The 14,993-nt window shown below is 72.8% G+C and carries 17 protein-coding genes; 16 read left to right on the forward strand and 1 reads right to left on the reverse strand.

What is annotated here, in order from left to right; genetic code table 11:
* From lepB (ABTZ17_RS19805) to ABTZ17_RS19855, 11 genes are all read left to right on the forward strand, one after another.
* Window positions 1–712: signal peptidase I (lepB, locus tag ABTZ17_RS19805; RefSeq protein WP_352196954.1), on the forward strand; the 712-nt coding region annotated here is incomplete at its 5' end.
* Entirely contained in the window at window positions 705–1,604 is a 900-nt protein-coding gene (lepB, locus tag ABTZ17_RS19810) for a signal peptidase I (protein ID WP_502994749.1), read from the forward strand. The genes lepB (ABTZ17_RS19805) and lepB (ABTZ17_RS19810), both read left to right, overlap by 8 nt.
* A gap of 133 nt (window positions 1,605–1,737) precedes the next feature.
* Entirely contained in the window at window positions 1,738–2,634 is an 897-nt protein-coding gene (lepB, locus tag ABTZ17_RS19815; protein ID WP_352196985.1) for a signal peptidase I, read from the forward strand.
* Between the two features lie 66 nt (window positions 2,635–2,700).
* Window positions 2,701–3,486 carry a signal peptidase I gene (gene lepB, locus ABTZ17_RS19820; protein ID WP_352196955.1) on the forward strand — a complete coding sequence of 262 codons (786 nt, stop codon included), beginning with the start codon at window positions 2,701–2,703 and terminating at the stop codon, window positions 3,484–3,486.
* Window positions 3,476–4,048, forward strand: a complete 573-nt coding sequence (locus ABTZ17_RS19825) for an NUDIX hydrolase (protein ID WP_352196956.1) — start codon at window positions 3,476–3,478, stop codon at window positions 4,046–4,048. Before lepB (ABTZ17_RS19820) ends, ABTZ17_RS19825 begins: the two co-directional genes overlap by 11 nt.
* A 13-nt stretch (window positions 4,049–4,061) precedes the next feature.
* Entirely contained in the window at window positions 4,062–4,370 is a 309-nt protein-coding gene (locus ABTZ17_RS19830) for a DUF2469 domain-containing protein (RefSeq protein WP_008745401.1), read from the forward strand.
* Window positions 4,371–4,452: 82 nt separating this feature from the next.
* Window positions 4,453–4,947, forward strand: coding sequence for a YraN family protein (locus ABTZ17_RS19835; RefSeq protein ID WP_352196957.1), 495 nt, complete (start codon window positions 4,453–4,455; stop codon window positions 4,945–4,947).
* On the forward strand, window positions 4,947–6,563 hold the full coding sequence (locus ABTZ17_RS19840) for a YifB family Mg chelatase-like AAA ATPase (RefSeq protein WP_352196958.1): 1,617 nt from the start codon (window positions 4,947–4,949) through the stop codon (window positions 6,561–6,563). The genes ABTZ17_RS19835 and ABTZ17_RS19840 overlap by 1 nt, the downstream gene beginning before the upstream one ends.
* Complete coding sequence (gene dprA / locus ABTZ17_RS19845) at window positions 6,560–7,747, forward strand: DNA-processing protein DprA (RefSeq protein ID WP_352196959.1); 1,188 nt, start codon at window positions 6,560–6,562, stop codon at window positions 7,745–7,747. Before ABTZ17_RS19840 ends, dprA begins: the two co-directional genes overlap by 4 nt.
* A 251-nt stretch (window positions 7,748–7,998) precedes the next feature.
* Window positions 7,999–8,835, forward strand: coding sequence for an RNA polymerase sigma factor WhiG (gene whiG, locus ABTZ17_RS19850; RefSeq protein ID WP_352196960.1), 837 nt, complete (start codon window positions 7,999–8,001; stop codon window positions 8,833–8,835).
* Window positions 8,836–8,887: 52 nt separating this feature from the next.
* Complete coding sequence (locus ABTZ17_RS19855) at window positions 8,888–9,445, forward strand: TetR/AcrR family transcriptional regulator (protein ID WP_352196986.1); 558 nt, start codon at window positions 8,888–8,890, stop codon at window positions 9,443–9,445.
* Between the two features lie 57 nt (window positions 9,446–9,502).
* Here ABTZ17_RS19855 and ABTZ17_RS19860 read toward each other — a convergent pair whose 3' ends face one another.
* Window positions 9,503–10,063, reverse strand: a complete 561-nt coding sequence (locus ABTZ17_RS19860) for a peptidoglycan DD-metalloendopeptidase family protein (protein ID WP_352196961.1) — start codon at window positions 10,061–10,063, stop codon at window positions 9,503–9,505.
* Between the two features lie 268 nt (window positions 10,064–10,331).
* Between ABTZ17_RS19860 and rpsB the strand changes: the two genes are divergently transcribed.
* The 5 genes from rpsB (at window position 10,332) to ABTZ17_RS19885 (ending at window position 14,877) form a co-directional block, all read left to right on the forward strand.
* The gene (gene rpsB / locus ABTZ17_RS19865; protein ID WP_352196962.1) at window positions 10,332–11,216 is read left to right on the forward strand and encodes a 30S ribosomal protein S2; all 885 of its coding nucleotides are present in this window, start codon (window positions 10,332–10,334) and stop codon (window positions 11,214–11,216) included.
* 136 nt (window positions 11,217–11,352) lie between these two features.
* Complete coding sequence (gene tsf, locus ABTZ17_RS19870; protein WP_352196963.1) at window positions 11,353–12,186, forward strand: translation elongation factor Ts; 834 nt, start codon at window positions 11,353–11,355, stop codon at window positions 12,184–12,186.
* A gap of 162 nt (window positions 12,187–12,348) precedes the next feature.
* Window positions 12,349–13,128: a UMP kinase gene (gene pyrH, locus ABTZ17_RS19875; protein ID WP_352196964.1), complete on the forward strand. Its 780-nt coding sequence runs from the start codon at window positions 12,349–12,351 to the stop codon at window positions 13,126–13,128.
* A 58-nt stretch (window positions 13,129–13,186) separates the two neighbouring features.
* Entirely contained in the window at window positions 13,187–13,744 is a 558-nt protein-coding gene (frr, locus tag ABTZ17_RS19880) for a ribosome recycling factor (protein WP_352196987.1), read from the forward strand.
* Window positions 13,744–14,877, forward strand: a complete 1,134-nt coding sequence (locus ABTZ17_RS19885; protein ID WP_352196965.1) for a phosphatidate cytidylyltransferase — start codon at window positions 13,744–13,746, stop codon at window positions 14,875–14,877. The genes frr and ABTZ17_RS19885 overlap by 1 nt, the downstream gene beginning before the upstream one ends.
* The last annotated feature ends 116 nt before the right edge of the window (window positions 14,878–14,993 follow it).

The raw sequence follows: 14,993 nt of genomic DNA on the forward strand, positions 1-14,993 counted from the left end.
ACCGGAGGGGGAACGGCCGCGCTCCGTGCGTTCCGGGGGCCGTTCGCCTTGGCGGCGGGCGGCCCTGCTGGGCGGCGTCTGCGCCGTGTTCCTGCTGCTCCTCAGCAATTTCGTGGTGCAGCCCTTCCTGATCCCGAGCCGCTCCATGGAGAACACCCTCCGGGTCGGTGACCGGGTGCTGGTGAACAAGCTCGCCTACCGGTTCGGCGACCGGCCCGCCCGCGGGGACGTCGTCGTCTTCGACGGCACCGGCTCCTTCGTCCGGGAACCGGTCGGCGGCAACCCCGTGGGCGAGCTGCTGCACGGCGCCGCCGCGGCCCTCGGCCTGGCGGAGCCCTCCGACACCGACTTCGTGAAACGCGTCGTGGGCGTGGGCGGCGACGACGTGGTCTGCTGCGACAAGCGGGGCCGACTGAGTGTGAACGGCGTCCCGGTGGACGAGGAATACCTGTACCCCGGGGACACCCCGTCGAAGGTGCCGTTCCGGATCGTGGTGCCCCTCGGGACGCTGTGGGTGATGGGTGACCACCGCTCGCAGTCCCGGGACTCCCGGGACCACCTCGGCAGCCCTGGAGGCGGCATGGTGCCCGAAGACAAGGTGATCGGACGCGCCCAGTGGATCGGCTGGCCGTTCTCCCGCTGGGGCGGACTGCCCGGCACGGACGCCTTCACCCGTTCCGGACGCCCCGTACCCGGCGGGAGCCATGGGTAGCCGGGGCCGCCCGCGCGGCGGGGCCGCGGCCCGGTCCGGTCAGGCGGCCCGCGCCGGGCACGCCGCCGAGGCCCCGGGCGGGACCACCGGACGTCGGGCCCCGGCCGTCCCCGAGACGGGCCCGGATGGGGCCCCGCTCGGCCGCGCCGAACGCCGCCGGCTCGCCCGCCGGATCCGGCGCCGCCGCCGCACCCGCCGGGTGGGGGAGATACCCCTGCTGATCACCGTGGCCCTGCTCATCGCCATGGTCCTCAAGACCTTCCTGGTGCAGGCCTTCGTGATCCCCTCCGGTTCCATGGAACAGACCATCCGGATCGGGGACCGGGTGCTCGTGGACAAGTTCAGCCCGTGGTTCGGCAGCAAGCCCCGCCGCGGCGAGGTGGTCGTCTTCAAAGACCCGGGTGGCTGGCTCCAGACCGAGAACCGCCGGGTCGAGTCCGACCCCGCCGGCGTCCGGCAGGTCAAGTGGCTCCTCACCTTCATCGGCCTGCTGCCCTCCGCCGACGAGCAGGACCTCATCAAGCGCGTGATCGCCGTCGGCGGGGACACCGTGGCCTGCTGCGACGCCTCCGGCAAGGTCACCGTCAACGGCACACCGCTGGACGAGCCGTACGTGAACCCCGGGAACTCCCCCTCCGACATCCGCTTCTCCGTGAAGGTCCCGCCCGGCCGCCTGTTCATGATGGGCGACCACCGGGCGAACTCCGCCGATTCCCGCTTCCACCTGGACGAAGAGGGGCACGGAACGATCACCGAGGAGAGCGTCGTGGGGCGCGCCGTGTACATCGGCTGGCCCTATGCCCACTGGCGTGAACTGGAGCAGCCGGCGACCTTCCGAACGCTGCCCGGACCCGCGCGCCGGGGGCGCCGCCGGAGCCCGCCCGTCGCTTAGGCTGTGCACTTGGATCTCTACGGAACGGTCCGGCTCCCGACCCCTGCGGAACTCCCGCTCGTTAGGGGAGTGGAGGTCCCGTGTCCCGCCGGGCACGGGCAGCAGACGGAGTGAGGAGTGGAACGTGGGGGATGTGGCGGTCGGCGCAAGGTCCGGACGCGAGGAACCCGAAGAGCGGTCGGAGGTTGCGGTGGACAGCGAGACCGGCCGACCCGGGGAGCCCGTGGACGGTGAGGAGCACGGCGAGGGCGAGGAGCCCGGTGCCGAGCGCAAGCAGCGGTCGTTCTGGAAGGAACTGCCCCTCCTCATCGGCATCGCGCTCGTCCTCGCCCTCCTGATCAAGACCTTCCTGGTCCAGGCGTTCTCCATCCCGTCCGACTCGATGCAGAACACCCTGCAGCGGGGCGACCGGGTACTGGTGGACAAGCTGACCCCGTGGTTCGGTTCCGAGCCGGAGCGCGGCGAGGTCGTGGTCTTCCACGACCCGAACAACTGGCTGGAGGGGGAGCCCACCCCCGACCCGAACGTGGTCCAGAAGTTCCTCAGCTTCATCGGCCTGATGCCCTCGGCCGAGGAGAAGGACCTGATCAAGCGGGTCATCGCGGTCGGCGGCGACACCGTCGAGTGCACCAAGGGCGGACCGGTCAAGGTCAACGGCAAGGCCCTGGTCGAGCCGTACATCTACCCCGGGAACACCGCCTGCGACGACAAGCCCTTCGGGCCGCTGAAGGTGCCCGCCGGGAAGATCTGGGTGATGGGCGACCACCGCCAGAACTCTTACGACTCCCGGTACCACATGGACGACGCCACCCAGGGCTTCGTCCCCGTGGACAAGGTCGTCGGCCGTGCCGTGGTCATCGCCTGGCCCGTCACCCGCTGGGCGACCCTGCCGGTCCCGGACACCTTCGACCAGCCCGGCATCAACACCGCCACCGCCGCCTCCATCGGCGCCGGCCCCGGCGCGCTCGGCCTCGTGGGCGCGGTCCCGCTGGTCCTCTGGCGCCGCCGCCGGCTCGCCCTCCGGGGCTGACCCGGGGGCCTACCCCCGGGTAGGGTGCCGTCCCAGGTCAGGACTCCGACACTGGGGGGCACCGCGATGGGCGGAGCAGGCGGAACCAATTCGACAGCACGCGGCGCCGACGGCCGCGGCCGGCTGGGCAACGTACTGTCCGGACTGGTCGTGGCCGTCGGCTTCGTGCTGTTCCTGGGCGGATTCGTGTGGGGCGCGCTGGTGTACCAGCCGTACACCGTCCCCACCGACTCCATGGTGCCCACCGTCCACCCCGGCGACCGGGTCCTCGCCGAACGCGTGGACGGCTCCGAGGTCCGGCGCGGCGACGTGGTCGTCTTCCGCGACGCCGTCTGGAGCGACGCGCCCATGGTGAAGCGGGTCGTCGGGATCGGCGGGGACACGATCTCCTGCTGCGGGAAGAACGGCCGGCTGACCGTCAACGGCAAGGCCCTCGACGAGCCCTACCTGGGCCTCTTCAAGGGACTGGCCTCGGAGACCCCCTTCGAGGTCACCGTCCCCGAGGGCAAGCTCTTCCTCCTCGGCGACCAGCGCGGGGCCTCCCTGGACTCCCGTTCCCACATCGCCGAGGCCGGACAGGGCTCCGTGCCCCGCTCGGCCGTCACGGCCCGTGTGGACGCCGTCGCCTGGCCCTCACCCGGCATGGTGGACCGCCCCACCGCCTTCGCCGCGCTGCCCGGCGGGATCTCCGCCCCCGGCCCCCTGAGGCTCCAGCTCACCGCCGTCACGGCCGGGGCCGTGCTGGTCCTGGCCGGGGCCGCCTACGGGCCCCTCGCGAACCTCCTGGGGCTCGGCCGGCGCCGCGGCCGGGACACCGCCGGCGGCCCGCGGGAGCGGACCCGTGTCTCCTGACCCCGCGGCCGGCCCGGAGGGCGCCGCCGAGCCGCCGGTGGAGAACCGACGGGTGGCACGGGTGGTGCTGCTCGACCCGCGGGACCGGATCCTGCTGCTCCACGGCTTCGAACCGGCCGAGCCCTCGGAGGACTGGTGGTTCACCCCCGGCGGCGGCCTGGAGGCCGGCGAGAGCCGCGCCGAGGCCGCGCTGCGCGAGCTCGCCGAGGAGACCGGCATCACCGAGGTGGAACTGGGCCCGGTGCTCTGGCACCGCACCTGCTCCTTCCCCTTCGACGGCCGCCGCTGGAACCAGGACGAGTGGTACTTCCTGGCCCGCACCCGCCAGACCGCCACCGCGCCGGCCGGCCTCACCGAGCTGGAGCGCCGCAGCGTCAGCGGATCCCGTTGGTGGACCTCCGAGGAACTGTCGGCGGCCCGTGAGACGGTGTACCCGACCAGACTCGCCGAGCTGCTGCGTACGCTGCTCGACGAAGGTCCCCCGGGTGCGCCCGTGGTGCTGGCGCCGGAAATCGTTTGGGGGCCCGCCCGGCCGGCGCACAATGGGGGGACGCACGGCTGAAGGGGAACATGCCATGAGCGCGGAGGACCTCGAGAAGTACGAGACCGAGATGGAGCTGAAGCTCTATCGGGAGTACCGCGACGTCGTCGGGCTGTTCAAGTACGTGATCGAGACGGAACGCCGTTTCTACCTCACCAACGACTACGAGATGCAGGTGCACTCGGTCCAGGGCGAGGTGTTCTTCGAGGTCTCGATGGCCGACGCCTGGGTCTGGGACATGTACCGGCCGGCCCGGTTCGTGAAGCAGGTCCGCGTCCTGACCTTCAAGGACGTGAACATCGAGGAGCTCAACAAGACGGACCTCGAACTTCCGGGTGGCTGAGTTTTCCACAACCGCCCGGTTGTCCACCAAGATCCACTAGCGCCGGGCGGATCCGCCACCTTCGGTACCGGAGGTGGTACCGATGGACACCACGCACACCCACACCCACACCCACACCCCGCCGCAGGAGCGGCCCGCCACGCGCACCCGCACGCGCGTCCGGACCCGAGGTGGGACCGGCACCGGACCGCCGGGCAGCGGACCGCCGCCCACCGGCGGAGCGGCCCGCAAGGCCCTCGGGCGGTACGGCGAGGACCTCGCCGTCCGCCGTCTCACCTCCGCCGGAATGACCGTCCTCGCCCGGAACTGGCGCTGCCGCGCCGGCGAGATCGACATCCTCGCCTCGGACGGCGACGCCCTCGTGGTCTGCGAGGTCAAGACCCGACGGGCGGGCGGCTGGGACCACCCCATGGCCGCCCTCCGCCCCACCCAGGCAGCCCGGCTCCGCACCCTCGCCGGACACTGGCTCGCCGCCCACGGCGGCCCGCCCCCGGGCGGCGTCCGCATCGACCTCGTCGGCGTGCTCCTGCCCGCCCGCGGCGCGGCGCGGCTGGAACACGTCCGGGGGGTGGCGTGATGGGTTTCGCCCGCACCTGCTCGGTGGCCCTGTCCGGGGTCGACGGCGTCGTGGTCGAGGTCCAGGCCGACCTCGAACCCGGCATCGCCGCCTTCACCCTCGTCGGCCTCCCCGACAAGACCCTCGTCGAGAGCCGCGACCGGGTCCGCGCCGCCGTGGTCAACTCCGGCGCCGAATGGCCCCAGAAGAAGCTCACCGTCGGCCTCAGCCCGGCCTCCGTCCCCAAATCCGGCAGCGGCTTCGACCTCGCCGTGGCCGCCGCTGTGCTCGCCGCCGCGGAACGCCTCGACCCCCGCGCCATCGCCGACCTCGTCCTCATCGGCGAACTCGGCCTCGACGGCCGCACCCGCCCCGTCCGCGGGATCCTCCCCGCCGTCCTCGCCGCCGCCGACGCCGGCCACACCCAGGTCGTCGTCCCCGAACAGTGCGCCGCCGAAGCCGCCCTGGTCCCGGGCATCGCCGTCCTCGGCGTCCGCAGCCTCCGCCAGCTCCTCGCCGTGCTCAGCGGCGAACAACCACCCGCCGAACCCGCCGAGACCGCCCCCGGCCGCCCCGCCCCCGCCCTCGCGGGACTCCTCCTGCCGGGCGCCGCCCACGGCAGCGGCCTGGCCCGCCCCACCGCCGACCCGCCCGACCTCGCCGAAGTGGCCGGCCAACACGCGGCCCGCCGCGCCCTGGAACTCGCCGCGGCGGGCGGCCACCACCTCTTCCTCACCGGACCGCCCGGAGCGGGCAAGACCATGCTCGCCGAACGGCTCCCCGGCATCCTCCCGGCCCTCACCCGGCAGGAATCCCTGGAGGTCACCGCCGTCCACTCCGTCGCCGGGATCCTCCCGCCCGGAGAACCCCTCGTCACCCGCGCCCCCTACTGCGCGCCCCACCACTCGGCCACCCTCCAGTCCCTCGTCGGCGGCGGCAACGGCCTGCCCCGCCCGGGCGCCGTCTCCCTCGCCCACCGCGGGGTCCTCTTCCTGGACGAGGCACCCGAGTTCAGCGCCCGCGTCCTCGACGCCCTCCGGCAGCCGCTGGAATCCGGACACGTGGTCATCGCCCGCGCCGCCGGGGTCATCCGCCTCCCGGCCCGCTTCTCCCTCGTCCTCGCCGCCAACCCCTGCCCCTGCGGACGGCACACCCTCCACGGCGCGGGCTGCGAATGCCCACCCGCCCTGATCCGCCGCTACCAGGCCCGGCTCTCCGGGCCGCTCCTCGACCGCGTGGACCTCCGGGTCGGCGCCGAACCCGTCACCCGCTCCGACCTCCTCGGCCGCACCGGCCGCGGCGAACCCAGCGCCGCCGTCGCCGACCGGGTCCGCGAGGCCCGCGACCGCGCCGCCGCCCGCCTCGCCGACACCCCCTGGCGCATCAACGCCGAGGTCCCCGGACACGAACTCCGCACCCGCTGGCGGGTCGCCCCCGGCGCCCTCGACCAGGCCGAACGCGACATGGAACGCGGCCTCCTCACCGCCCGCGGCCTCGACCGGGTCCTCCGCGTCGCCTGGACCACCGCCGACCTCCAGGGCCGCGACCGCCCCGGCCCCCAGGACATCGCCGTCGCCCTGGAACTCCGCACCGGCATCTCCCGCGGCACCCCCCTCACCCCCGGAGCCCCCTCATGACCCCGCCCCCGGAGCCCGCTCCCGAGGTCGAACGCCTCGCCCGGGCCGCCCTCACCCGCGTCCTCGAACCCGGCGACGAACTCGGCGGCCGCTGGATCCGCGAACACGGCCCCGCCCGGCTCCTCGACCTCCTCCGCACCCCCACCGGTGCGCCCACCCCCCTCACCGGCGCCGGCCCCGAACGCCTCGACGGCTACCGCAGGCGCGCCGCCGTCGCCGAACCCCACCGCGACCTCGACACCGCCGCCCGACACGACATCCGCTTCCTCTGCCCCGGCGACCCCGACTGGCCCACCCAACTCGACGACCTCGGCGACGCCGCCCCCACCGCCCTCTGGGCCCGCGGCCGGGCCCCCCTGCGCACCTGGGCCCTGCGTTCCGTCGCCCTGGTCGGCGCCCGCGCCTGCACCCCCTACGGCGCCCACATGGCCGCCCTCCTCGCGGCCGGCCTCGCCGAACGCGGCTGGGTCGTGGTCTCCGGCGCCGCCTACGGCATCGACGGGGCCGCCCACCGGGCCGTGCTCGCCGCGGGCGGCGCCACCCTCGCCGTCCTCGCCTGCGGGCTCGACACCGGCTACCCCCGCGGCCACCTCGGACTCCTCCGCCGCATCACCGACCAAGGGCTCCTCCTCGGCGAACTCCCACCCGGCGGCCACCCCACTCCCAGCCGTTTCATCCAACGCAACCGCCTCATCGCCGCCCTCACCCGCGGCACCGTCGTCGTCGAGGCCGCCCACCGCAGCGGCTCCCTCGTCACCGCCCGCGCCGCGGCCCGCCTCGGCCGCCACACCATGGCCGTCCCCGGCCCCGCCACCAGCGGACTCTCCGCCGGAGTCCACGAACTCCTGCGCGGCGAGGCGACCCTCGTCACCGACGCCGCCGAAGTCATCGAACTCGTCGGGGAGATGGGAGAGCTCGCCCCACCCCGCCGCGGCCCCGTCTGCCCCCGCGACCTCCTCGCCCCGGCCGCCGTCCGCGTCCACGAAGCCCTCCCCGCCGGACGCCCCGTCACCCCCGGCGAACTCGCCCGCGCCACCGGAGCCGACACCGATGAAGTCATCGGCAGACTGTACGAACTTCACTCTCTGGGGTTCGTCGAACGGCAGGGCGACGCCTGGCGGTTGACCACTCCACGGAAGGACGCCGCGCCACAAACCGACCGCCCCCGGCGAGGCGGTGCTTGACCTGGGGCGTTCCGGTGAAAGGGTGAAGCCGATGAGATACGACGCCCTCCCGGTCTCACCCTCCGGGCCCGCCCGCACCCCGCCGGCCCGGGCCCGCCCGCGCGGCCGCCGGCGCCCCGGCGCCCCGCCCGTTTCCCGTACTCTTCGCGCACCGCGACACTTCGGTGACGCTCCGCTCGCGGGGACCCCGATCCGGCCACGGACCCCCGCCCAGACCAGCCGGCACACAGCAGAACGGCTCAAGGCGACGCATGCCCCAGCACACTTCCGGGTCTGACCGCGCTCCGGTGCCCCCCGCTGCCCGTGGCGGCGTGCGGTCCACCGCGCCCTCACCCCTGGACGAGCTCTGGCGGTCGTACAAGGACACGGGTGACGAGCGCCTGCGGGAACAACTGATCCTGCACTACTCCCCGCTGGTCAAATACGTCGCCGGTCGGGTCAGCGTCGGCCTGCCGCCCAACGTCGAACAGGCCGACTTCGTCTCCTCCGGCGTCTTCGGACTCATCGACGCCATCGAGAAGTTCGACATCGGCCGCGCCATCAAGTTCGAGACGTACGCCATCACCCGGATCCGCGGCGCCATGATCGACGAACTCCGCGCCCTCGACTGGATCCCGCGCTCCGTGCGGCAGAAGGCCCGCGCCGTGGAACGCGCCTACGCCACCCTCGAAGCCCAGCTGCGCCGCACCCCCAGCGAGACCGAGGTCGCCGCCGAGATGGGCATCCCGGTGGAGGAACTCCACGCCGTTTTCAGCCAGTTGTCCCTGGCCAACGTGGTCGCCCTGGAAGAGCTCCTGCACGTCGGGGGCGAGGGCGGCGACCGGCTCAGCCTGATGGACACCCTGGAGGACACCGCGGCGGACGATCCGGTCGAGGTGGCCGAGGACCGCGAGCTGCGCCGGCTCCTCGCCCGTGCCATCAACACCCTCCCCGAACGCGAGAAGACCGTGGTCACCCTCTACTACTACGAGGGGCTCACCCTCGCCGAGATCGGGAACGTCCTCGGGGTCACCGAGAGCCGCGTCAGCCAGATCCACACCAAATCCGTGCTCCAGCTCCGGGCGAAGCTGGCCGATGTGGGCCGCTGACCTTGCGCGGCGTCCGTAGAGTGGAACCGTGCCCAGGATTCGAGCGGCCTCCGTGGCCGAGCACCGGACGATGCAGCGAGGCGCCCTGCTGGACGCCGCGCGTTCCCTGCTGTCCGAGGGGGGTACGGACGCGCTGACGTTCCCCGCCCTCGCCGAGCGGACCGGACTCGCCCGGTCCTCCGTGTACGAATACTTCCGGTCACGCGCCGCCGTGGTCGAAGAGCTGTGCGCCGTCGACTTCCCGGTCTGGGCCGCTGAGATCGAAGCCGCGATGGAGGCCGAGGAGGCCGCCGAGGCGAAGATCGAGGCGTACGTGCGCTGCCAGCTCTCCCTCGTCGGCGACCGCAGGCACCGTGCCGTGGTCGCCATCTCCGCCGGGGAGCTGGACGCCGGGGCCCGCGAGAAGATCCGCGCCGCGCACGGCGGGCTCATCGCCATGATCGTCGAGGCCCTCGGCGCCCTCGGCCACGAACAGCCCCGATTGGCCGCGATGCTCCTCCAGGGCGTCGTGGACGCGGCCGTCCGCCGCATCGAGCTCGGCGCGGCCGAGGATCCCCGGGAGGTCGCGGACGCGGCCGTGGCGATGGCCCTCAGGGGAGTCACCGGCTGATCGCCCCGTCCCGCCGCAGGATGGCCCCCCGCCTCGGTACGGGACGCCCCCGCCGCGTCACCGCGGCAGGGGGAGGAGGCGGGGGCCGGGGCGGGGGAGCAGGGCCAAGGGGTCCCGGTAGGTGTCGCCCGCGAGCAGACCCCAGTGCAGGCAGGTCGTGGGGCAGTGGTCGCCCTCGGTGAGGACCGCGACCAGCCGGCCGGCCGCCACCCGTTCACCGGTGGCGACCAGGGGGCGGACGGGCTGGTAGGTGGTGCGCAGTCCGCCCGGCAGGGTCAAGGACAGCACCCCGCGGCCCGCCACCCGCCCGGCGAAGTGCACCCGGCCGGCCCCCACGGCCCGCACCCCGGTGCCCGCGGGCGCGGCGAGGTCCACCCCCCGGTGGCCGGCCGCGTAGCGGTGCGGGGGAGGGTCCCACCAGCGCAGGACGCGGAGCGGCGCGGGCAGCGGCCTGCCGCGCGCGGAGGGCCGTGCGGGTGGTTCCGCGGCGGACGCCCGGGCGGCCGCCGCCCCGGCCGCGCCGCCCGTCGGGGCCGGAAGGCGGGGGCCGGACGGCCCCGCCGCGGGGAGCAGGGACAGCAGCAGGGTGACGGCCAGGGCCGCGCTCACGTGGGTCACGGGGCCAGGTTGCCGGGCGGGGCGGGCACGGCGGCCGGGGCTGTGGACGGGAGGGCGCCTGTGGACAGCGGCGTCACCCGCATGCCCGGGGGTCCCGTACACTTCTTGTGGCGATCCGGGTCACCGGGTCGACTTCGCACGCCCCGCCACCAGGCCCCTTCGGGCCGGTGGCCGCGCCTCTCGGTCCCTCGTGGCAAGGCGCGCCGGGGCGTCAGGCGCGACCGCCGTCCGGTGGTCGCGGTAACCGAGTACCTCAAGGAGTACGGCCATGGCCGTCGTCACGATGCGGGAGCTGCTGGAGAGCGGCGTCCACTTCGGTCACCAGACCCGTCGCTGGAACCCGAAGATGAAGCGCTTCATCTTCACCGAGCGCAACGGCATCTACATCATCGACCTGCTCCAGTCGCTGTCGTACATCGACCGCGCCTACGAGTTCGTCAAGGAGACCGTCGCGCACGGCGGCTCCATCATGTTCGTGGGCACCAAGAAGCAGGCGCAGGAGGCGATCGCCGAGCAGGCGACCCGCGTCGGCATGCCCTACGTCAACCAGCGCTGGCTGGGCGGCATGCTCACCAACTTCTCCACCGTCTACAAGCGCCTGCAGCGCCTGAAGGAGCTGGAGCAGATCGACTTCGAGGACGTGGCCGCCTCCGGCCTCACCAAGAAGGAGCTCCTGGTCCTCTCCCGCGAGAAGGCCAAGCTGGAGAAGACCCTCGGTGGCATCCGCGAGATGCAGAAGGTGCCGAGCGCCGTCTGGATCGTCGACACCAAGAAGGAGCACATCGCCGTCGGTGAGGCGCGCAAGCTCCACATCCCGGTCGTCGCGATCCTCGACACCAACTGCGACCCCGACGAGGTCGACTACAAGATCCCGGGCAACGACGACGCGATCCGCTCCGTCACCCTGCTCACCCGCGTGATCGCCGACGCCGTCGCCGAGGGCCTCATCGCCCGTTCCGGCGTCGCGACCGGTGACTCGAAGCCGGGCGACAAGACCGTCGGCGAGCCGCTGGCCGAGTGGGAGCGCGACCTCCTCGAGGGTGGCGAGAAGAAGGCCGACGAGGCCCCCGCCGCCGAGGCTCCCGCCGCTGAGGCTCCGGCCGACGAGGCTCCGGCTGCCGAGGCCCCGGCCGCGGACGCCGAGCAGGCCTGACCCACTGGGAGAGCCCGGCGTTCACCCGCCGGGCACTCGCAGCACGGACGATGACGGCGGGGGACGGTGCTCACGAGGCACCGGCCCCCGCCGTACACCCGTAGATCTACGACTTCTAGAGAGAAGCAAAAGACTCATGGCGAACTACACCGCCGCTGACGTCAAGAAGCTCCGCGAGCTCACCGGCGCCGGCATGATGGACTGCAAGAAGGCGCTCGAGGAGTCCGGCGGCGACGTCGACAAGGCCGTCGAGGCGCTCCGCATCAAGGGCCAGAAGGGCGTCGCCAAGCGCGAGGGCCGCTCCGCCGAGAACGGCGCCGTGGTCTCCCTCATCGCCGACGACAAGTCCTCCGGCGTCCTAGTCGAGCTGAAGTGCGAGACGGACTTCGTCGCCAAGGGTGACAAGTTCCAGGCCGTCGCCAACCAGATCGCCGCGCACGTCGCCGCGACCTCCCCGGCCGACATCGAGGCGCTCCTCGCCTCCGAGATCGAGCCCGGCAAGACCGTGCAGGCCTTCGTGGACGAGGCCAACGCCAACCTCGGCGAGAAGATCGTCCTCGACCGCTTCGCGCAGTACGCCGACGGCTTCGTCACCGCGTACATGCACCGCACCATGCCCGACCTGCCCCCGCAGATCGGTGTCCTCGTCGAGCTCGACAAGGACAACGAGGTCGCCCGCGGCATCGCGCAGCACATCGCCGCCTTCGCGCCGAAGTACCTCTCCAAGGAGGACGTGCCGGCCGAGGTCGTCGAGTCCGAGCGCCGCGTCGCCGAGGAGACCACCCGCGCCGAGGGCAAGCCCGAGGCCGCCCTGCCGAAGATCGTCGAGGGTCGCCTCAACGGCTTCTTCAAGGACGCCACCCTCCTGGGCCAGGCGTACGCCCTGGACAACAAGAAGTCCGTCCAGCAGATCCTGGACGAGGCCGGTGTCACCCTGAAGCGCTTCGCCCGCATCAAGGTCGGCATCTGAGTCCGTCCGTACGCGACGGACACCGGACCCCGGTAGGGTCTGAGGCAGTCGTCCGCGTTCGCGCCGGACGACCGCAGATCTGACGAGGAGGCCATTGCCGTAGAGGGAACCGCAAGGACCCACCGGCAATGGCCTTCTTCGTATGTGCACGAGGAGATCTCCATGAATCAGGGCGTGGACCCCCACACCGCATCCGAAGACCAGAGCGACCACGACAAGAAGGGCCGGCGCTTCATGCTGAAGCTGTCCGGCGAGGCCTTCTCCGGCGGCGGCGGACTGGGTGTCGACCCCGACGTCGTGCACGCCATCGCCCGCGAGATCGCGGCCGTCGTCCGCGACGGCGCCGAGATCGCCGTCGTCATCGGCGGCGGCAACTTCTTCCGCGGCGCGGAGCTGCAGCAGCGCGGTATGGACCGGGCCCGGTCCGACTACATGGGCATGCTCGGCACCGTCATGAACTGCCTGGCCCTCCAGGACTTCCTGGAGAAGGAGGGCATCGACTCGCGCGTCCAGACCGCCATCACCATGGGCCAGGTCGCCGAGCCGTACATCCCCCTGCGCGCCGTACGGCACCTGGAGAAGGGCCGCGTCGTGATCTTCGGCGCGGGCATGGGCATGCCCTACTTCTCCACCGACACCACGGCCGCCCAGCGGGCCCTCGAAATCGACGCCGAGGCGCTCCTGATGGGCAAGAACGGCGTGGACGGGGTCTACGACTCCGACCCCAAGACCAACCCGGACGCCGTCAAGTTCGACGCCCTGGAGTACGGCGAGGTGCTCGCCCGCGACCTCAAGGTCGCCGACGCCACCGCGATCACGCTCTGCCGGGACAACCAGCTGCCGATCCTCGTGTTCGAACTCCTCGCGGAGGGCAATATCGCCCGCGCCGTGAAGGGTGAGAAGATCGGCACCCTGGTGAGCGACCAGGGCACCCGGGCCTGATTCTCCGGGCCCGTCCGCCCCGCCCGACCCATCCACTCAAGACATGCAGGAGCACGTGGTGATCGAAGAAATCCTCCTCGAGGCCGAGGAGAAGATGGAGAAGGCCGTCGTGGTCGCCAAGGAGGACTTCGCCGCGATCCGCACCGGCCGTGCGCACCCGGCGATGTTCAACAAGATCGTGGCCGACTACTACGGCGCCATCACCCCCATCAACCAGCTGGCCTCCTTCTCGGTGCCCGAGCCGCGCATGGCGGTCGTGACGCCCTTCGACGCCAGCGCCCTGCGCAACATCGAGCAGGCCATCCGTGACTCGGACCTCGGCGTCAACCCGAGCAACGACGGCCGCATCATCCGGGTGACCTTCCCCGAGCTCACCGAGGAGCGCCGCCGCGACTACATCAAGGTCGCGCGCACCAAGGCCGAGGACTCCAAGGTCTCCATCCGCTCCGTGCGCCGCAAGGCCAAGGACGCCCTCGACAAGCTCGTCAAGGACAAGGAGTCCGGCGAGGACGAGGTGCGCCGCGCGGAGAAGGAGCTCGACGACACCACGGCCAAGTACGTGGCCCAGGTCGACGAGCTGCTCAAGCACAAGGAAGCCGAGCTCCTCGAGGTCTGATGAACGACTCTCCCTGGGGGGCACCGCCGGGCGCCGGTCTCGCCGCCGGCGGCCGGCCGCCGTCCGGCGAGGGATCCGTCCCGGAGCCGGTTCCGGCGGGTCCCGCCTACGATGCGACCGCGGGCCAGCACACTCGGCCCATGCCCATCGTGCCTGACCCCCACGTGCCCGACCGGTTCGGAGACCAGGAAGCACGCGACCAGGGGGCCGCCCGTCCGGGCGGTCCCCCGTTCCGCGACGAGACGCCGCCGCAGGAGCCCATGCCCAGCCCGCCGCCCGCACCAGAGGCGCCCCAGGCCCCGCAGCCGCCGCAGAAGAAGCGCGCCGGCCGGGACCTGCGCGCCGCCATAGGGGTCGGCGTCGGCCTCGGCGCGGTGATCTTCGCTTCCCTGTTCATCGTCAAGGAGGTCTTCCTCGGCGTCGTCGTGGTCGCCGTGGTGGTCGGTCTGTGGGAGCTCACCTCCCGCCTGACCGAACGCAAGGAGATCAAGGCCCCGCTGGTGCCGCTGGCGGTCGGCGGAGCCGCGATGATCGTCGCCGGATACGTCCGGGGCGCCGAGGGGGCCTGGGTCGCGATGGCCCTCACCGCCCTCGCGGTGCTGGTCTGGCGGATGACGGAGCCCCCCGAGGGCTACCTCAAGGACGTCACGGCCGGCATCTTCGCCGCCTTCTACGTGCCCTTCCTGGCCACCTTCGTCGCCCTGCTCCTCACCGCGGACGACGGCCCGCAGCGGGTGGTCACCTTCCTGGTGCTGACCGTGGTCAGCGACACCGGGGCCTACGCCGTGGGCTGGCGCTTCGGCAAGCACAAGCTCGCCCCGCGCATCAGCCCCGGCAAGACCCGTGAGGGACTGTTCGGAGCCGTGGCCTTCGCCATGGTCGCCGGCGCCCTCTGCATGGAGTTCCTCATCGACGGCGGCGCCTGGTGGCAGGGGCTCGTCCTCGGTCTCGCCGTCGCGGTCAGCGCCACCCTGGGCGACCTCGGCGAATCCATGATCAAGCGGGACCTCGGCATCAAGGACATGGGCACCCTGCTGCCCGGCCACGGCGGGATCATGGACCGGCTGGACTCGCTCCTGCCGACCGCCCCCGTGGTGTGGCTGCTCCTGGCGGTCTTCGTCGGCACCGGCTGACCGGCTCCCGGACGCCGTCCGCGGTGTCCGGGTTATCCTGAAGGGCGCGCCACTCGCGAGTGGCGCGCCTTTTGCCGTCCCGCGACCGCGCGGACGGTACCGATGAGGTCTCCCCG

Source organism: Streptomyces sp. NPDC097619, from assembly GCF_040302735.1.
In the GTDB taxonomy this organism is placed as follows: domain Bacteria; phylum Actinomycetota; class Actinomycetes; order Streptomycetales; family Streptomycetaceae; genus Streptomyces.